This window comes from Enterococcus sp. DIV0660C, assembly GCF_017316125.1.
Classification (GTDB): Bacteria; Bacillota; Bacilli; order Lactobacillales; family Enterococcaceae; genus Enterococcus_B.
In genome coordinates this window covers 1-19,166 of sequence record NZ_JAFLWA010000053.1, presented here as the reverse complement: position 1 = coordinate 19,166, position 19,166 = coordinate 1, and the positions used below count along the sequence as shown (strand labels likewise).

The following is a 19,166-nucleotide window of genomic DNA, read 5'->3' as shown; positions in this document are numbered from 1 at the left end:
ACTTCGTGGTCCTTTTGGAAATTGTTAAGTTATTCGATTGATGGTATTATCAATTTTTCTGACGCTCCTTTAACCTTAGCTGCATTAATTGGTGCACTTTCTTGTATTGGTTCTGGGATTGCAATTTTGTTCATCATTGTTCGTGCTCTTTTGTTCAGTGATCCCACATCTGGCTGGCCTTCGATGGTTTCTATCACCTTATTTATTGGTGGAGTCCAGTTATTGTGTCTTGGTATTATTGGCAAATATATTGGAAAAATTTTCCATGAAACCAAACGTCGACCTATTTATATCGTTCGAGAAACAGAAAAGATGAAACCTCATCAAGTTGATTCTCACTAAAGATACGTCAATCAAGGTAAATTTTTTTTAAGAGACTAAGGCTAAAATAACCCTTAGTCTCTTTTGTGTTTTACAAAAAGACATAAAAAAACCATCTCACTGATACGAGATGGTTCAGAACTAAATTTTTTGTAATTGTTTATAGTTAATGATAACTACACCTTTGCTTTGGGTCATCAGGTTGGCATTTTCAGCAGTTTCATCAATCTCAACCACTGCAGAATTCTTAAGCTGCTTTGAAATCGTGCCAGTTTGTGGCTTTCCATGTACTGTAAAAGTGACGTGAGTGTCAATTGTAAATTTTTCACCCAATTCTGACGGGACGACATGTGTATCAAATTTTCCAAAAGTTGCCATTTCATAAAACCTGCCTTTCATTACAATTATAGCACATTTTATGAAAAAAATCATGAAATTGAGAAAATCTATGAATATCACTTTACATTAATTAAATTTGGGTTTATAATTTCTTTGGCTTTTGCCAGCTTAGCTCAGTAGGTAGAGCAACGCACTCGTAACGCGTAGGTCACAGGTTCGATCCCTGCAGCTGGCATAAAAAGGTTGTGGCACCAAGCGGTCAGCTTCAAGTAATAAAAAATTTTTTCTAGAAATAAAAAGCAGTTGACATAAAGAACTCAGTCCCTAACCAAACAATGTATGAGTCTTGGACATTCTCTTGTCCTAGGCTCCTTTTTATAGCAAAAATCATTTATTTATTTCATATTCAAAAACCCTTTACAGTAAAAGGAAGTTTATCCATGATGAAAAATTATCAGTTTGAATCAAAAATTTATTGTTCTGAAGTTGGTAAAGGTGGTGCCTATGTCATTTTCCCCTACGATGTCCGTAAAGAATTTAATCAAGGACGTGTAAAAGTTCATGCTACTTTTGACGGTGAAGATTATCAAGGAAGTATTGTGAACATGGGCGTGAAAAATGAAGACGGTAGCATTTGCTATATCCTTGGCATCAAAAAAGAAATTCGAAAGAAAATCAAAAAAGAGATTGGCGATACTGTACATGTTTTCGTTCGCCCTCGTTAACTCTCTCGATCTCAAATAAAAAATGGACTCTCTTGGCAGCGAGAGTCCATTTTTTATTTGTAATGATTACCAAACGATTTGTGATTCGCCTGCTTTTATTCCATATGAACAGTTATACTTAGGCTGACCTTACCTTTGTATTCTTGATGAACTTCAATAATTGTACCGCTTGACTGCGCAGGAATGTCCATGGTCCATTGTTCCTTTTCGTCGACAGTTGTTCTTCCAATTTCAACATTGTCTACTTTCGCAATAACAGTCGCTCCTTTGAAGCCTGTTCCTTGTAAATTGGTAGCCGTTTTGTTTTGAACAGTAGGTGGCCACAAAAACCAAGGTGTATCGTCATTAACGAATGAACCGCCAATAATTTTCCCTACTTGGTTCGCCATAAAATTCGCTGAAAAGTCTTCATTTGAAGAAGAAATAAGTTCTTGTACTGCATTACTTCCAGTTCCAGTAAGTGAAAATTCGGCTTTCACTGGTTCAGCATAAATGTTATCCGGTGTTTGAAGAAGCGCTCGACCACGTGCCCAAGTTTTCAGTCCTTCCTTAGAACTAAGTTGGATAGTTGCTTTCCCACCATCACTGCCAAACACTGTTCCTAAACTTTGAAGATTATTATTTGCAATTTTAAAGTTAGCTCCTTCTTCAAAAACGATTTTACCATTACTCATAATTGTTCCTTGTGCTTTTGAACCAGTTGCTTCAAAGGTAGCCCCCTCTTTTACTGTAATATCAGTGTTACTTCCAACAATCCCTGTACTACCGTTTATTTTTGAGGTACTTCCTTGTGCGAAATAAGCAGAACTATCACTGCCAAAGCTAATCGCAGGACCACCAAATCCATTAACTTCTAATGCTCCTTCATTGACCAATGTCAAATTTGAACTATTGTGTATTCCATGATGTGTACCTTGAACACTTAACGAAGCATTTTTCCCAATTGTAACAGTTGGATTTGTACCAACCATATCAACCCCATTTGTGACGGGATTCGGATAACCAACTCTTGAACTCATATTTGCCGTTGCATCCGGTAAAATGGTTAGTTTATTTCCTTGAAATGCCTCTTCTAAATTGGAAACACAGTTAAATTTACCTGCAACTTGTAATTCACCGTAAGGCAAATAAGTAAATTGATGCCCATTTTCAAAATCAACATTCTCCACGCTCAATACGACATTCGGTTGATCGCTCCAAAAGACCCCATAGTTATCCGTATTTTCAATTTTTAGATCTTTTAACGCTATCTGGGAATCTTCAGTAGTAACTTTTATTTGAAATAGATTTGCATTGATTTTATGATTATTGCCATAAATTGTTTTATTTTTAGCATTTGCTAAAATCGTTGCTTTTAGGTCCAAATCATTTTGTAAACTAATTTCTGTAATTGAACTATCAATCAAAGCAGCCTTTAATTGTTCAGGAGTAGAAACTTCGGCTAATCCCTTGTATACTTCGATATTATTTTGTGTGTCTGCATTCGAAATCGTTTGTGCTAGACCAATACTTCCGTTTAGCATCATTGAACAAGCAAATACTGTCCCGGAAAAATAAATTGCTTTTTTTATCATTATTCTTTCCTCCAAAATTTTTTTATTAACGAAATATTTCGTTAATTTTGTAAGTCGTTATTTGCTCTTATTTCACCACTAAATAACCAATACCCTCTTTTTCTAATGGTGCAATCGTATGGCTACCAACGGTTGTTTCTGGAATTTCAGTAAAAATATGGGCATAGTTATCACGGACAGCACTTGCGACATTTAAGTCTTGTGTTTCGCTAAAGTCGCCTACTTCAAGTGTGATACTTAATTTATATTCTCCTGGTTCTAGCCCAGCTAGCACGGTATCTTCAACAATTGCTTGGTACCCATTAAAGACGCCGTTATTGTACCAATCATGGTTTGCACAGGCAAATGTTCCTACCTCTGTCCCATCGGCCGCTGTTAGATGAAGTGTCTTCTTCACAGCATCTTTATTCGTTAAGTCCAAACTACCATTATCGATTGATCCTTCTAAAATCAATCCATAATTTTGCCAGTAGCCTAGTTTGAAGAAATTGATTGTTTGATCTAAATGACTAACGATTTGCGAAACATACTCACTTTCCTTGCCATTAATTACTTGGTTCACGTCGATCTTAGTGCCTTCTGCTTGTGGTTCAATCGTGATTGTCCAACGACCGTCGTCTCCAACAGTGCCTGTTCCAAGTAACACGCCATCTACATAGGCATTAATTGTTGCTCCTGGTGTCCCAATTCCGGTTAACTGTTTATCCTTGTCATTCACAACATTGAAAACAGGTGCGTCGATTTTTTCTTCATGCGTAACTACTTGTGAGACTTTGTCACTTTCTTTTCCATCGATTACTTGGTTCACATCAATTTTTGTACCTTCATTTTGTGGTTTCACTGTGATTGTCCACTTTCCTGTTGAATCTACTGTCCCCGTACCAATCAGCGTACCGTCTACATAGGCGTTCACTGTTGCTCCAGGTGTTCCTGTTCCCGTTAATTCTTTGTCTTGGTCAGTCACCGCATTGAAAACAGGAGCATCCACTTTCTCACCGACATAACTTCCACCTTGGATTTTGCTTGTTTTACCCGTGACATATGTAGCCGCAAAATCTGCATTACTTGATTGCATTTTCGTTTGTATCACACTTGATAAATAACCAGACAACGTAAAACTAGCCGTCGTTTTCTGATACTTTTTATCTGGTTGACTAGCTTCACTATTTCCCAAATTCCAAGTGTTGATCCCTGTAGACGAAGCAATAGTAACAGCTGCTGGAGTTGGGTAAGAACCCATAACCACTCCATTTTTATGATGATTTGTAATTGAGAAATTTGCGCCGTCTTCAAATACAATCTCCTCACCTGCAATCAACGTCCCTTGTGTCCCTTTACTTTCTGCGACAAAATCAGCACCTGTTCGTACAAAGATACTTCCTGCAGTAGCTTCAACTGCTTCTTCAATCGCGTCTCCACCTTTTGCCTTCGTGCTACTTCCTGTTTCAAAATTCATTTTGCTCTTTGAAGCTAAGTGAATTGCTTGATGTGAATCCGAAGTAACTTCTAAATTCCCTTGATTTGTCAATGTAAAATTGGTGCCACCATAAATACCAATTGAGCTAGAATGTGTCGTAAAGCTTGCTCCTGTTCCAATTGTTAGTTTTGCTTGGTCATAACTCATTGATACTGGTGCCAAAAGAGTAGAATCATTTTCAAATGAAACTTCCGCATCCTTCGCTAGTTCTAGTTCTTTTCCTTGAAAAACTTCCTCTGTCTCCGAATGACTGCTAACTTTTCCGGCCATAATCAGTTTTCCATTGGGTAAGTAAATCATTTGCTTTCCGCTATGGACAATATTTTCATATGTAATTTGTACGTCTTGATCGTCACTCCACATCAAGCCATAGATATCTGTGTTGACGATCTTCGCATTGTCAATCGATCCGATTGAAGAATCTTTATCGAAGTATATTTGATGAGAGTTTGCATCAATCGTATGACCGTTTCCATGAATATGTTTTTCTATTCCCTGAATCGCTACAGTTGACTCTAATGTCAAATCAGTCGATAAGGTGATATCTGAAACGTACTCATCACTTAACGCATCTTTTAGCTCCTGCCAGTTGGCGACTTCGACTTTCCAACCTCTTTCTTCCAATAGTGCACCGTCTGAGAATTTTTTTTCATTCCCTTGTATTACCTGCGCATTTACCGTACTAGATAACAGTAATGTCGATACCAATACACCTACTAACAAACCACTACGAATCTTCGTGTTTTTCAAAATAATACCTCCTGTTATTTTTATGTATAAAATAATTACAATAATATTATAACAACAGAAAAGTATTAGCGTCAACTTAGTTAAAAATAAAAATACAAGTTTTTTTATTTTTAATATAAGTTATTTTAAGTTCCCTTCATTCATTAGATATAATAAAAGATACCCTTTTCTCCATACGAGGAAGAAAAGGGTATCTTTTATTTGTTCACGAATTCGAACGTATCATTTTTCATTATTTTGTTCCGAATAAACGGTCACCAGCATCTCCTAAACCAGGAACGATGTAGCCTTGTTCATTTAGTTTTTCATCAAGAGCTGCTGTGTAGATGTCAATATCCGGGTGTGCTTCTTGTAAAGCTTTCACGCCTTCTGGTGCAGCAACAAGACAAACAAATTTAATGTTTGATGCGCCACGTGCTTTCAAAGCGTCAATAGCCATGATTGCTGAACCACCAGTTGCTAACATTGGATCAACTACAAATAATTGACGTACGTCGATATCTTCAGGTAGTTTAACGAAATATTCGTGTGGTTCTAATGTTTCTTCATCACGATATAAACCAATATGGCCAACTTTAGCAGCAGGAATCAATTCTAAGATTCCATCAACCATTCCAATTCCTGCACGCAAGATTGGTACAATTGCTACTTTTTTACCTGACAATGTTTTTTGTGTTGATTCTGTAATTGGTGTTTCAATGACGATATCTTCTAGCGGCATATCACGTGATACTTCATACGCCATTAACATAGCGATTTCATCGACAACTTCACGGAAAACCTTTGTTCCGCAGTTTTTGTCTCGAATAATAGTCAGTTTGTGTTGAATTAATGGATGGTCGATCACTTGAAATTTGCCCATTTTTAGCTCTCCTTTGTTCTGTCGTTTCTTTTTTATTTTAAAACAAAATTCTCAGTTTAGCTAGTCCGAGTTGTCTTTTTCCTGAAGAAAATCATGGTGTAGTGCCATTTGTTTCAAACGAATCAGTTACATTTTCGAAGAAATCACTCCAATTTTATCAAAATCTTCATTCTTCTATTAGTTACTTGTTTTGCTCTACGCTAATCCATTGCTCAACTTTCACTTGGTCAAGAAACACTTAAAAAAAATTTCCTACAAAAAAAGGTAGGACAAAATTTTGTCCTACCTTTTTGTTTCGAATGAACAGTATTCCAAGACAACTTCTCGCTATAATTCACAACGACCTAATCATATAAAAAACTATTTATTTAGAATACAGCGGATATTTTTGCGTTAACTCACGAACACCTTGTTTCACTTCGTCTAACTGTGCATCGTCACCTTTTGATTGCAAGGCTTTCACAACAAGTTCAGCTACTTGAGCTGCATCTTCTTCTTTGAACCCACGTGTAGTGATTGCAGGTGTCCCAATTCGGATACCACTCGTTTTGAATGGACTCAATGTTTCAAATGGAATGGCGTTTTTATTTACTGTGATATTCACACTATCTAAAATCGCCTCTGCTTCTTTCCCATTAAGATCCATCTCACGAACATCAATCAGCAGTAAATGATTGTCAGTGGCACCAGAAATAACACGCGTACCTGTTGCTTGGTTGAACACTTTAACCATCGCTTTAGCATTCGCAACAACTTGTTCGCTATATTCTTTGAACTCTGGTGTCAGGGCTTCTTTAAAGGCAGCCGCTTTTCCGGCAATCACATGCTCCAATGGTCCACCTTGGATCCCTGGGAAGACAGCACTATTGATTTTTTTCGCTAGTTCTTCACTGTTTGTTAAAATCATTCCACCACGTGGACCGCGAAGTGTTTTATGTGTCGTTGTTGTTGTAATGTCTGCATACGGTACTGGACTCGGATGAATACCAGCAGCTACTAAACCAGCAATATGCGCCATATCAACCATTAATTTTGCACCGACTTCATCAGCAATTTCTCTAAATTTCGCAAAATCAATTTCTCTTCCATAAGCACTAGCACCTGCAACAATTAATTTTGGATGGTGTTTTCGTGCTAAAATTCGTACAACATTGTAGTCAATGACTTCTGTTGTTGGATCAACGCCGTAAGCCACAAAATGATACGTTTTCCCACTGAAATTCACTGGTGATCCATGTGTTAGATGTCCACCTGCAGAAAGATCCATGCCTAAAATCGTATCACCAGGTTCTACCAAGGCAAGGTATGCCGCAGTATTTGCTTGTGAACCAGAATGTGGTTGAACATTTGCAAATTTGGCACCAAATAATTCTTTGGCACGGTCAATTGCTAAATTTTCCACGATATCAACAAATTCACAGCCGCCATAGTAACGATGTCCAGGATATCCTTCAGCGTATTTGTTGGTTAAAATACTTCCTTGGGCTGCCATCACCGCTTCAGAAACAACATTCTCAGAAGCAATCAGTTCCAAATTATTTTCTTGTCGCTCTTTTTCACGTGCAATCGCATTCCATAGATCAGGGTCAAACGTTTTGTAGTCTACCACAAACAACAGCTCCTTTTAACTAGTATACTGCATTGTATCATACTAAAAATTCATCGTAAAAAGTATTAAACTAATTTTCAAAATAATTTTGAGCCGCCGCTTTTTTCAAACGATTCATGTAAGCGACACCTAGCCCTTCGTTAGGGAAAACTTGAACAAAAATCAAGTCCAATCCAAGCATTGGTTCATCTAAACCACGTAGACCCGCAAACAAACCTTTTGCCGCAGCCTCAACAGAATCATCATGAAACATGTACACAGCTGCCGTATCAAATCGTGTCTCTTCTGCAACTTTGGGACCAGCAATCACACCCACTCTGAGCCCTTTAGTTTTTGCCCAATTGATAGCATCTGCCCAATCTTGCGTATGAACCATCAAAACTTTTGTGTCAGGTGAATAATGTTTGTATTTCATTCCTGGTGATTTTGGTGTCTCAGATTCTTTCACTAGATGTTGATCCACAGAAACTTCTCCTACAACTTCTTCCAACTGTTCTTTTGTCACCGCGCCTGGTCGTAAAATCATTGGTGCTGCATCCGGGTTACTTAAATCGATCACGGTTGATTCTACGCCAATTCGAGTTGCTCCGTCTTCAATGATCCCAGTGATTTTTCCATGTAGATCGTGGTACACATGATCTGCTGTCGTCGGACTTGGCTTACCTGACGTGTTTGCACTAGGACCAACTAGAGGGACACCTGCTTGGCGAATAACCTCAAGTGTTTTTTTGTTATCTGGCATCCGAAAAGCAGCTGTGGATAAGCCACCAGTTACGACACTTGGTAACTTGTCCTTTTTGATTTCAAAAATCAACGTCAAGGGTCCGGGCCAGAAATTTTCAACAATTTTAGCCGTTGCTGGATGAAAGTTATCCACATATTCTTTTACTTGGTCAAACGAAGCAACATGGATGATCAACGGATTATCTTGCGGTCGTCCTTTGACCGCAAATACCTTCGCAACCGAATCGGCTAAAAGTGCATTAGCACCTAATCCGTAGACCGTTTCTGTTGGAAAAGCTACCAGTGATCCGTCACGTAATGCTTGGGCCGCTTCTTTCAGTTCTGATTCATTATATCGTTTTGTTTCCACAGTCTATCCACATCCCTTTTTTTGAAAATCCTTGATTTTTTACGATTTATCCTCAGGTTATCCCCATGTTGTTGATAAGTTATTTGTCAATAGTGGATAAGTATGTTGATAAGTGTTAAAATCGCTTTTTTAACTGTTATATCAGTGTTCTTTTATCATAAAAAAACATTAAAAAATTTTTTCATCCACAGACCTGTTAATAAACTTGGATCATTCGTTCGTTTCCCGACAGATCTTTTTTTACTATAACTGTTTTATATGGAAATGCCTCTTGAAAGATTTTTTGAACCGCCTTTCCTTGACGAAAACCGATTTCAAGAAAAATTTTTCCTTCTTTAGTCAAAACAGCGGGTGCTTCTTTTGCGATTTTTCGATAAATTGCTAAACCATCATCCTCTGCAAACAACGCCATTTTCGGTTCAAACGTCCGAACGCTCTCGTCCATCAAATGCCATTCTGTGTGACTGATATACGGTGGGTTAGAAACAATCACATCGAAACGTTGGCCTAGAACTGGTTCCAATGTATCCCCTAGAAAAAAGTCGATTTCTGTTTGTTCTTTTTCAGCATTTTCTTTCGCGACAGCAAGAGCAGACGCAGATAAATCTACTGCCGAAACTTGCCATTCGGGTCTTTCAGCTTTTAAACTAATGGCAATTGCACCTGTTCCCGTTCCAATATCAATAACCGCTGGTTCAGAATTCGCTACTTCTGACAAGCACCAGTCCACCAGTTCTTCTGTTTCTGGACGTGGAATAAGTGTTGCCTCCGTTACTTTTAGTCGATGTCCATAAAAATCTGCATAGCCCAATAAGTATTGAGGAGGATGATTTTCCATTAGTAATTTCAGATCTGCTTGAATCAAGCATTGGTCGGCTGCTGAAATCTCCTCATTCATGTGCAATAGCCAATCTAATTTTTTCCATTTTTTTCTTTCTAGAAACAAGAATTGGATACTGTAGCCTTCTTTCCCTTGTGCCTCTAAAAAAGAAGAAGCCCCTAACAAGGCTTCTCGATATGTCTTCTTATCCATTTTGCATAGCTTCCAGTTTAGAAGTTTGATCATACATAATCAAGGCGTCTACGATTTCATCTAATTTTCCAGCTAAAATTTGATCTAATTTTTGAATCGTTAATCCGATTCGGTGATCGGTTACTCGGTTTTGTGGAAAGTTATACGTACGGATACGCTCTGAACGATCACCTGTACCAACCGCTGATTTTCTGGTTGCATCATATTCGCTTTGTGCTTCTTGTTGGATTTTATCATACACACGTGCACGTAAAATCTTCATTGCTTTCTCGCGGTTCTTCAATTGTGACCGCTCATCTTGCATAGCTACCACGATTCCTGTTGGTAAGTGAGTCAAGCGAACAGCAGATGCCGTTTTATTGACGTGCTGTCCACCAGCACCAGATGCATGATAAATATCTGTACGAATATCTTTGTCTTCAATATCGATTTCAACTTCTTCTGCTTCTGGCATAACAACAACTGTAGCAGTTGATGTATGGATACGCCCTTGTGATTCAGTTGATGGTACACGTTGTACACGATGTGCGCCACTTTCATATTTTAATTTTGAATACACATTTTCACCAGTAATCATCATAATCACTTCTTTATATCCGCCAATACCAGTGATATTTGCTTCCATCACTTCAGTTTTCCAACCCTGTGCTTCTGCATATTTTTGATACATATTGAATAAATCCCCTGCGAATAAGGCTGCTTCGTCTCCGCCAGCAGCGCCACGGATTTCCATAATAATATTCTTATCATCATTGGGATCTTTCGGTAAAAGTAAGATTTTGATGCGATCTTCCAAAACCTCTTTTTCTTTTTTTAGATCCGCTAACTCTTCTTTTGCCATTTCGGCCATTTCATCATCGAGCTTTTCACCTAAAAGTTCTTCCGTATCAGAAATTCCTTGAACAACTTCTTTATAACGACGATAAACTTCAACTGTTTCACGCGTATTTGCTTCTTCTTTTGATAATTCCATAAAGCGTTTTGTATCCGTAATGACTTCTGGATCACTCAGTAACTCACCCAGTTCTTCATAACGGTCTTCAATTGATTGTAATTGATCGTACATGCTTATTCTCCTTCTTTGATAACTGGTGGATGAAAATAATGATGTCTACATACTGGATAGTATGCTTCATTTCCACCAATTTGGACTTGATCTCCTTCATAGACAGGCTGATCGTCGATATAATGTAAATTCATGATTGCTTTTTTGTGACAGAACCAACAGATTGTTTTCATTTCTTCAATCTTGTCAGCATAAAGCAATAAGTATTTTGATCCTTCAAATAACTCATTTCGAAAATCATTTTTCAAACCAAATGCCATAACTGGAATATTTAGTTCGTCAACAATTCTTGTGAACGCAATGACATGCTTTTTCTTCAAAAATTGCGCTTCATCAATCAAGACACAATAAGGTCTTTTTTCATCAATCATTTGGCTGATCAATTCAAATACATCTGTTTCTTCAAAAACTGGTGTTGCTTCTCGCTTCAAACCAATTCGGCTTGAAACAACGCCAATCCCATCACGTGTATCAACACCGCTGGTCATTAATACAACATTTTTTCCTTGTTCTTCGTAGTTATGCGCTACTTTTAGAATCTCAATTGTTTTACCGCTATTCATTGCGCCATATTTAAAAAAAAGTTGTGCCATTTATTCGTTCACCTTCCAGTTTGTTCCTAAGGTATTATACTTGATTTTCATCATTTTTTACAGTGACAATTTTTAACCAGACTGAAATAAGTTTGAAAAGCCATTTTTAGTTGGCTCAAATTCACCTAAGCAAAGAGGAGACTCGTCTTGTTTTTTTCTTTGGATCAACCTAATAAATTTTTTTCAGTTGACCTGAAAATTTATGTTACAATCAGTTTCTCATCAATGAGAACAAAGGAGATGTTTTATGTCTGAAAATGTTTTTAACCAGATGGCGAATCATTACGATACACCTGACAGATTGGCGCTCGCGGAAATTATTCGTGCAGAAATCCGTCAAAATTTTCCCAAAGAAACAAGTCAAAAAGTTTTTATTGACTACGGTGGTGGCACCGGACTTGTTAGTTTACCCTTGGCAAACTTATTCAAGGAGACTTGGATCATGGACGCTTCTGAAGCAATGTTAACTGTTACTAATCAAAAAATAAATCATAGTCACTTACGCGATGTGCATACTCAGTTAGCCGACTTAACAAATGATCTCCCTAACCAAAAAGCAGATCTTCTATTGGTATCTTTAGTACTTTTACATATTCCTGATACTAAATTGATTCTTAAAAAGCTAGCAGATTTATTAAATCCTGGTGGTCAGTTATTCATTGTCGACTTCAATAAAAACGAGGCAGTCAATCATCCAAAAGTCCATAATGGATTTAAGCATGAAGAGTTGAAACAATCATTGGCAGAAGCTGGACTAACACCAATAAAATTAGAAACTTTCCATGAAGGAAAAAATCTTTTCATGAAGCAATCAGCTTCTCTATTCTTAGCCATTAGTCAGAAATAAAAAACCAAGAAACAATCTTCAAAGATTGTTTCTTGGTTTTTGTTTTTTCGTTAGTTGCTCTTTACTTTTTCTAAGCTGCTCGCTCGAAGCCATAATCTTCTCCTCGGTGTTTCCAAAACAACTCCTCCATAAAACTTGCATCCACTTCAAAATATGGAAAGCTATTTTGAGTGTCTGCTCTCTATCTTTTCGTAGCTAGACACTTCTTTCACAACCTTAACTAATCAGCGAGATTTCCGTCAATGGCCAATAACGGAAAACTACTTTTCCTTGAACCAATTTCTCATCAACCAAACCAAAAATTCGGCTATCTTTTGAAATCAAGCGATTATCGCCTAGAACCAAATAATTTCCTTTTGGCACTGTGTATTCAAAATTACTAGTAAAATTTGTTGAATTTTCCGCTTGGATTTGGAATGATTCGTTATAGGAATACTCGTTTTGCAATTTGTCATTCGCAAACTTTTCTTTGTACTCATCCAAATAAGATTCATCATATTCTTTCCCATTGATTGTCAGCTGATCGTTGACCATTTTCACCGTGTCACCAGGCATCCCAATGATTCTTTTCACGATCATTCGCTCTTCATCTTCTGGTTCTTTCGTGGTAATAATATCAAAACGCTCATATTTTGAAATTTTAGATGAAATCAGTCGCTGCCCATCACTTAATGTTGGATCCATCGAATGTCCATTGACAGTGACTGGTGTAAAGACAAAGATTCTGGCTAGCAAAATAGCTGCTAAAACGAGAATCAATACGCCCCAGTTTTTCAAAAAATTTTTCACACTATCCCTCCTTTTGTCTTCTGCATTCGTTTTTTATTCTCTTTATTCGTTTAAAAACAAAACTTGATAACATAAGATTATGCTTACCTTTTATTCTACATTTTTTACAGAATAAAGAAAAGAAAAAGTGTCATTTTTAGTAACCTCTGTCTTTCAATTTTTGGCATAAAAAAGAAGAACTTGCCTCTTTTCCCAAAAGAAACGATCTGTTTTCTTTTAGAAATGTTTACTAGCAAGTTTCACTTTTTTATGAATGTTTTCGACGCTGGCTTCGACTGTAAACGACTGGTTCGTCTGTAGCTGTTTGAGGCTGCTCTTTTTTCGCTATCAATTTTAGACGATACGGCTCATGATAGCGCAGACCATCTTTCACGAAATCACCACCAACAATAAAAAGTCCTACTGGATTGATTGTTTCTTGGCCAGCTTTTGTATGGATTTTACCCACTTCAACTAATTCCGAATAGTTTTTCCCAATCTTCAACACATATTCATGCTCACTTACTTTTTTGACATAATAATATGGATATAACGTATTGCGATCAACTAAAAAACCATCCATTCGACCAAGGTCATTGACTTTGATTTGTCCCTTTTCAATCAAGTAAGTCATATTTTCAGCCAATTGCAACTGATAATCCTCATTGTAGTCAACAGGCACTTCTTCTGTGTCAACTGATTGAAGTGTATTTCCTGTTTGAATGCCACTTTCCGTTTGGATATTGAAGGCTTCATCTGGCAAATACTTAACAAACACTTGCGTGACATCTGCTTTTGAGTTTTTATCAAAGAAGTAATAAAAGACGTTTAAAACGATAAAATAAACTAAAACTAAAAAAACAATCCCATAAAGGAAAAATTGTAAATAATTTTGATTTTGCCATAAACCAAAAATGATTCGCAATAAATACATCGTTGGAATGACACTTAAAATCGTGTATCCACGATTCAAATATTTTGGACTAATATCCAGATAACCTAAAAATTTATGCACACCATTGATCAAATCTAATAGAAATGTCATTGATTATCACCTACTTGCTGATTACTCATTTGTGTTCCTGCTTTTTGTGTTGTAGCAGCATCTTGCGAGTTTACTGTCTCTGCTTCTGATGTTGCCTCCTTTCCAGTCACATCACTAGTCATAGTGGAATCATCTTCAGTCCCAGATGAACTCGTGGTTGGTGTTTGATTGTTCGCATCGTTATTCACCGATCCAGAATCCACTACACCAAAATTATTTTTTGAACTACTTGTAGGTGTTTCATAAGTTGTTGAATCTGTTGTTTCAACTCCTGTTTCTGTTGATTGAGTGTTTGGTAAAGAAGAACTGGTTGGTGTCGTTTCTTCTGTAGTTGGCGGCGTGGAGTTTGAGCTAGGAGCCCGATAACTTGAGCTGTTGACTACGCCGGTTGCAGTTGCCACGATTGTTGAGATGGTCAACACTGCGATTGGTTTTAAAATCGGTGCTACTTTTCGCATCATATCTCTTCCTTTTCTACTATCATCTGATCTTTCTATGATACTTGATATTTATCATGATTCTTTTATTTTTTTCTTACGTTTTTATGAAGTTTTTATTGATTTGCTAAATATTCCTTTGCTTCGCGATTCACTTTTTTCAAATCAATCCCTTGCTGTTTAGCAGAAAATACACAGCCACAATAACATTGGCGATAGATATCGTATTCCTTACACATCTGAATCGAACGTTCATAGCCCTTATTCTTCTTAAAGTCACTTGGTAAATAATGAGTGCCATATATTTTTTGGACATCCATTCCAATTTGATTGATTAATGCCGCATTTTTTTTTGGTGAGATCGTTAGGGCACTACCAAAATAATCATAACCTAATTCTTGTGCTTTTTGTGCCACTAGATCCAAACGCATGTTGAAGCAAGCTGTACAACGTGCGCCACCTTCTTTTTCATTTTCTAACTGATTTTCCAAAACCATTTTGTTAAAGACACTAGGGCGATACTCATCGACAATTAACTTTACTTGATGGTTGTTTTTTTGATTGAACTCATCAACAAACCGTTGTTGTTCTGCTAGTCGACGTAAGTATTCACTTTTAGGATGAATATTCGAGTTTGAAAAGAATAAAGTGACTTCCGCATGCTCTGACATAAATTCCAAGGTATGGGTGCTACAAGGCGCACAACAAGTATGGATTAGAATGGTTGGCTTTTTTTGTGCCAACTCCCATTGTTTAATCATTTTTTTTAGAACAGAATCATAATTTATTTTTTGATTCTTCATTTTTTCAATTATTCCTGTGGCATCAACTACTTCCGTCACGCCAGTTCACCTCTTTTTAAAATGTTGCTTCATTATATGCTATTTTTTCATAAACAAAAAGACGAATCTCACACTTATTTTAGCGATTTTTTTGAGCTTTTGCATTTGCACCTGTTATACTGTTAGCAACAACTCAAAGAAGGAGGCTTGCTTTTTTTGAAAATTGAGCTTTTTTTGCGTAAAACGCAACGGCACACCCAACGATTTATTACGAATCACTTTACTTCGATTCAAATTATTGTGTCTTATTATATTTTGATGACTATCCTTTCATTAGGGTTGTTTTACTTACCTGTTTTTCGAGAAAAAGGTAGCCACGTGCCCTTTGTCGATATGCTGTTTATGGCAATCAGCACGGTTAGCGTGACTGGTCTTTCTACTTTTGATATCAATTCGGTATTTAATGATTCTGGCATTATTTTATTGGAAGTTCTGTTTCAAATCGGTGGGTTAGGTATCATGATGATCTCAACTGCTTTCATTATTTTATCCAAAAAGCGCATTACGTTACGTCAACGACAACTGATTATGACCGATATGAACCAGCCACGACTTTCGGGAATCGTGCGCTTGATTCGGACAACCTTTTCTATTCTGATTTGGTTTCAAGTGATTTTTGGTACATTATTTTCAATTTATTTCTACTATCAAGGGTACTTTGAACGCTGGCGCGATGCTATCTTCTATGGTTTTTATCAAGCGATATCAGCCGTGACCAATTCTGGCTTTGACGTGACTGGTGATTCCATTAAACCTTTTGCTCATGACTATCTGTTTTTGATTGCTATCATGTTTTTGATTTTCATTGGTGGGATTGGTTTTCCAGTTTTAATGGAAGTTCGTGAATGGTTTTTGTATCGAAAACGAAAAGAACGTTTGCCTTTTCGTTTCTCTTTATTTACTAAATTAGCCGTTTTGGCTTTTATCATTTTATTTGTCAGTGGGACATTGTTGATTTATTTATTGGAAAAAGATCACCTCTTCCATTCTTCCAGTCAAGGTGTCCAATGGATTAATTCCATGTTCTATTCAATGACTACACGGAATGCTGGACTTCAAATCCATGATTTAGGTAATTTTCAAATCACCACATTAATTGTTTTTTCGTTACTGATGTTTATCGGATGTAGTCCAAGCTCTGTCGGTGGCGGTATTCGAACAACAACCGTTGCAATCATTGGTCTTTATCTTTACTCTTTCTTGAAAAGTGAAGATAACATCAATATTTTTGGGCGAAGAATCGATGATGATGATGTTCGTAAATCCGTTGTGGTATTTATGCTATCCCTTGGCATGTGTTTCTTCTGTATCTTGTTTTTATCGGCAACAGAAGAGCAATCTCTAATTGCAATTATCGTAGAGGTCACCTCTGCTTTTGGGACAACTGGTCTTTCATTAGGTATCACCCCTGATCTTTCTGTCATTGGGAAAATCACAATTGCCGGGCTGATGTTTATCGGACGAATTGGTATGCTTTACACATTGATGTTGTTCGTACCAAAAGAAACACGAGATTTAGGTTATGAATATCCATCAGAAAAAATTATTATTGGATAATATATATAAAAACCTAACTACGTAATCAAATCGATTAGATAGTTAGGTTTTTTATTAATGCTTTTATTCTGTAAGCTGTTTCTTTTCTATGAGTAACCCTATCATCAAAATGGCTGGAACAAAAATGCCCATTGCATATCTTGGACTTGCCTCCCAGATTAGCAAGAATGCAAAGTAACCTGAGATATAAATTGTACATAATAATATAAAATTGTTTTCTTTTTTATAAAATTTGATTCCAGTCAAGATAATTCCTAGATAAACAATGTATTGGATCGTCATCATTACAGAATACAAAGCTAGTCCTGTGGATTTGCTTTTGAACAGACGCATCTTTGACTCATCTCTACCCGTTCCTAAAAAAACTTCAAAGGAGGACTTTAAATCTCCAGAGCTCCAACTAACAGACACTTTATTATTTAACACTTGTAAAATCTGGACCATAGATAAATTACTTAGACGTTCCTTGACCACTTGAAGATTCTTTTCTTCTACTTCTTTCTTAGGAAGTTTTTCTTTTAGAAACATTGACCAAGTAAATTCCTGATCAGATGAAGAATATGCACCTACCATCCAACGATAACGTTGATCTTCAGGCAAATTATCTGGGATTGGTGTATTATTCAATCCCATCATTAAATAGTGTGTATTTGGCTGACCATAATTAGTGTCAGGAAACAACTCTTGGCTGTTGATTACTTGTTTCCAACCAAGATTCCCCAAAAATAGGAAAATGAATGGGAGTAAGCACAATAATTTCCATTGTTTTTGGTTCACGATTCCTAAAAACAGAGCAATAGCAATGACCAAAATCAAAACAGTTCCTTTACTGATAAAACCAATTGTACAGGCTATCAAAGCCAGTGATAGAAATAGAAATTTTATTCCCGTCTTTTCATGTGACACAGCTAAATAGTTTGTCATGAAATAAAAAGTAAGTGCAGTAAAAAATAATGAAAGAATATCTGTATAAGCAACAGGTACATGAAAGGCAATTTGAATAGCAAAAATCATTACCTGTACAGCAATCAGCGATGAGAGATTACTTATTTTTAAATTCTTCAGCGATAAAAACAAGAAAAAAATAGTCAATAAATGCATGATCGTGAATACTACTATAATAGCCTGATAACTTGTTCCAAATAATTGCTGTATTCCCCAGAATAGATACATTAATAGTAAGTTCTGTGGGTTTGAATACATATAATTGTATCCCCATTCTTTTCCTGCTTGAAGATCCTGTAAGTTTCTTAGAGTGATCGCCGTGTCGTCTACAGGATTAGAAAAACCAATATACTTAACAAATAATAAAACTGCTATAAAATAAATTAGTAGTTCAAAAAGTAAAACGACATACGTGATTTTATTATTCAAATCCTTACCTTTTAACTTTTTCAGCAGGAAAAAAACACCTAAATAAAGGGCAAAAGAAAAAAACAGACAGATAATATTTACGACAATAGTTATTTTATAGGAATACGTATCACGGAATAAAGAAAAAATTGCTCCGATTCGTGGAGAAATAATACTCGTAGTAATTGCCCAAATCATTGATAAACTAGCAAGTAAAATAAAAAATTGCTGAATATATCGCTTGCTTCTCTCCATTTATTCATCCCTTTCTTCGTGTTCTTGTTTCAAATTGGTTTCTTTGCAAATATAAATCGGACGTTTTTTCGTTTCCAAAAATATCCGACCAATGTATTTGCCAATAATACCAAGACACAACAACTGGACTCCACCAATAAATAAGGTAATAGATACAATGGAAGGCCAGCCAGATGTGGGGTCACCGAACAAAAGAGCACGTAAAACGATAAAAACAAGAGCAAGAATCGATCCCACACAAGACAGCGCACCTATAACAGAAGCGATTGTAAGTGGTGTATCAGAAAAATTGATGATGCCATCAATCGAATAATTAAATAAGTTCCAAAAGGACCACGAAGTTTCTCCAGCTACACGTTCACGATTTTCATAAGAAATATATTCTGTTTTAAAACCAACCCAGCTAAATAGCCCCTTAGAAAAACGGTTGTATTCCGTTAATTCTAAAACAGCATTGACCATTTGACGCGTCATCAAACGAAAATCCCGTGCACCATCCACCATTTCAGTATCGCTGATTCGGTTGATCAATTGATAGAATTTTTTGGCAAAAAAGCTCCGGATCACGGGTTCACCTTCTCGAGTAGAACGTCTTGTTCCGATGCAGTCAACATCAGAGG

At 36.7% G+C, this 19,166-nt stretch carries 17 protein-coding genes, 1 tRNA gene and 2 pseudogenes; 5 read left to right on the top strand and 15 right to left on the bottom strand.

The window, feature by feature from the left end; all coding sequences use genetic code 11:
* Window positions 1-342, top strand: a pseudogene (locus DOK81_RS11945) (glycosyltransferase); the annotation flags it as partial.
* A 120-nt stretch (window positions 343-462) separates the two neighbouring features.
* On the opposite strand, the gene DOK81_RS11940 reads toward DOK81_RS11945, so the two are convergent.
* Window positions 463-699, bottom strand: a complete 237-nt coding sequence (locus DOK81_RS11940) for a hypothetical protein (protein ID WP_067482796.1) — start codon at window positions 697-699, stop codon at window positions 463-465.
* A 123-nt stretch (window positions 700-822) separates the two neighbouring features.
* Between DOK81_RS11940 and DOK81_RS11935 the strand changes: the two genes are divergently transcribed.
* Together DOK81_RS11935 and DOK81_RS11930 are read left to right on the top strand one after the other, a co-directional pair.
* Window positions 823-895, top strand: a tRNA-Thr gene (locus tag DOK81_RS11935).
* Between the two features lie 208 nt (window positions 896-1,103).
* Window positions 1,104-1,385 carry a DUF1905 domain-containing protein gene (locus tag DOK81_RS11930; protein ID WP_206911147.1) on the top strand — a complete coding sequence of 94 codons (282 nt, stop codon included), beginning with the start codon at window positions 1,104-1,106 and terminating at the stop codon, window positions 1,383-1,385.
* Between the two features lie 95 nt (window positions 1,386-1,480).
* Here DOK81_RS11930 and DOK81_RS11925 read toward each other — a convergent pair whose 3' ends face one another.
* The 8 genes from DOK81_RS11925 to DOK81_RS11890 all read right to left on the bottom strand — a co-directional run bounded on the left by DOK81_RS11925 (window position 1,481) and on the right by DOK81_RS11890 (window position 11,442).
* Window positions 1,481-2,959, bottom strand: coding sequence for a pectate lyase-like adhesive domain-containing protein (locus DOK81_RS11925; protein ID WP_206911145.1), 1,479 nt, complete (start codon window positions 2,957-2,959; stop codon window positions 1,481-1,483).
* Window positions 2,960-3,026: 67 nt separating this feature from the next.
* The gene (locus DOK81_RS11920; RefSeq protein ID WP_206911144.1) at window positions 3,027-5,186 is read right to left on the bottom strand and encodes an Ig-like domain-containing protein; all 2,160 of its coding nucleotides are present in this window, start codon (window positions 5,184-5,186) and stop codon (window positions 3,027-3,029) included.
* A gap of 232 nt (window positions 5,187-5,418) precedes the next feature.
* Window positions 5,419-6,048: a uracil phosphoribosyltransferase gene (gene upp, locus DOK81_RS11915; protein WP_067482804.1), complete on the bottom strand. Its 630-nt coding sequence runs from the start codon at window positions 6,046-6,048 to the stop codon at window positions 5,419-5,421.
* Window positions 6,049-6,412: 364 nt separating this feature from the next.
* Window positions 6,413-7,657, bottom strand: a complete 1,245-nt coding sequence (gene glyA, locus DOK81_RS11910) for a serine hydroxymethyltransferase (protein WP_206911143.1) — start codon at window positions 7,655-7,657, stop codon at window positions 6,413-6,415.
* Window positions 7,658-7,727: 70 nt separating this feature from the next.
* Window positions 7,728-8,750: an L-threonylcarbamoyladenylate synthase gene (locus tag DOK81_RS11905; RefSeq protein WP_206911142.1), complete on the bottom strand. Its 1,023-nt coding sequence runs from the start codon at window positions 8,748-8,750 to the stop codon at window positions 7,728-7,730.
* Window positions 8,751-8,946: 196 nt separating this feature from the next.
* Window positions 8,947-9,783 (bottom strand): peptide chain release factor N(5)-glutamine methyltransferase, encoded by an 837-nt coding sequence (gene prmC, locus DOK81_RS11900; protein WP_206911140.1) that lies wholly within the window; start codon window positions 9,781-9,783, stop codon window positions 8,947-8,949.
* Window positions 9,776-10,849, bottom strand: a complete 1,074-nt coding sequence (gene prfA / locus DOK81_RS11895; protein ID WP_206897569.1) for a peptide chain release factor 1 — start codon at window positions 10,847-10,849, stop codon at window positions 9,776-9,778. Before prfA ends, prmC begins: the two co-directional genes overlap by 8 nt.
* Window positions 10,850-10,851: 2 nt before the next feature.
* Window positions 10,852-11,442 carry a thymidine kinase gene (locus tag DOK81_RS11890; RefSeq protein ID WP_206911138.1) on the bottom strand — a complete coding sequence of 197 codons (591 nt, stop codon included), beginning with the start codon at window positions 11,440-11,442 and terminating at the stop codon, window positions 10,852-10,854.
* A gap of 247 nt (window positions 11,443-11,689) precedes the next feature.
* On the opposite strand from DOK81_RS11890, the gene DOK81_RS11885 reads away from it, so the two are divergent.
* Complete coding sequence (locus DOK81_RS11885) at window positions 11,690-12,289, top strand: methyltransferase domain-containing protein (protein WP_206911136.1); 600 nt, start codon at window positions 11,690-11,692, stop codon at window positions 12,287-12,289.
* Window positions 12,290-12,505: 216 nt separating this feature from the next.
* Here DOK81_RS11885 and lepB read toward each other — a convergent pair whose 3' ends face one another.
* From lepB to DOK81_RS11865, 4 genes are all read right to left on the bottom strand, one after another.
* Window positions 12,506-13,078 (bottom strand): signal peptidase I, encoded by a 573-nt coding sequence (gene lepB, locus DOK81_RS11880; protein WP_206911133.1) that lies wholly within the window; start codon window positions 13,076-13,078, stop codon window positions 12,506-12,508.
* A 247-nt stretch (window positions 13,079-13,325) separates the two neighbouring features.
* On the bottom strand, window positions 13,326-14,102 hold the full coding sequence (locus tag DOK81_RS11875; protein ID WP_206911130.1) for a DUF6681 family protein: 777 nt from the start codon (window positions 14,100-14,102) through the stop codon (window positions 13,326-13,328).
* Entirely contained in the window at window positions 14,099-14,560 is a 462-nt protein-coding gene (locus DOK81_RS12460) for a hypothetical protein (protein WP_206911128.1), read from the bottom strand. Before DOK81_RS12460 ends, DOK81_RS11875 begins: the two co-directional genes overlap by 4 nt.
* Window positions 14,561-14,655: 95 nt before the next feature.
* Complete coding sequence (locus DOK81_RS11865; RefSeq protein ID WP_206911146.1) at window positions 14,656-15,342, bottom strand: epoxyqueuosine reductase QueH; 687 nt, start codon at window positions 15,340-15,342, stop codon at window positions 14,656-14,658.
* 195 nt (window positions 15,343-15,537) lie between these two features.
* Between DOK81_RS11865 and DOK81_RS11860 the strand changes: the two genes are divergently transcribed.
* Window positions 15,538-16,938, top strand: coding sequence for a potassium transporter TrkG (locus tag DOK81_RS11860; RefSeq protein WP_206911126.1), 1,401 nt, complete (start codon window positions 15,538-15,540; stop codon window positions 16,936-16,938).
* Between the two features lie 63 nt (window positions 16,939-17,001).
* Here the strand turns inward: DOK81_RS11860 and DOK81_RS11855 are convergent, their stop codons facing one another.
* Together DOK81_RS11855 and DOK81_RS11850 are read right to left on the bottom strand one after the other, a co-directional pair.
* Complete coding sequence (locus DOK81_RS11855) at window positions 17,002-18,546, bottom strand: glycosyltransferase family 39 protein (RefSeq protein ID WP_206911124.1); 1,545 nt, start codon at window positions 18,544-18,546, stop codon at window positions 17,002-17,004.
* Window positions 18,547-19,166: pseudogene (locus DOK81_RS11850) on the bottom strand (glycosyltransferase); the annotation flags it as partial.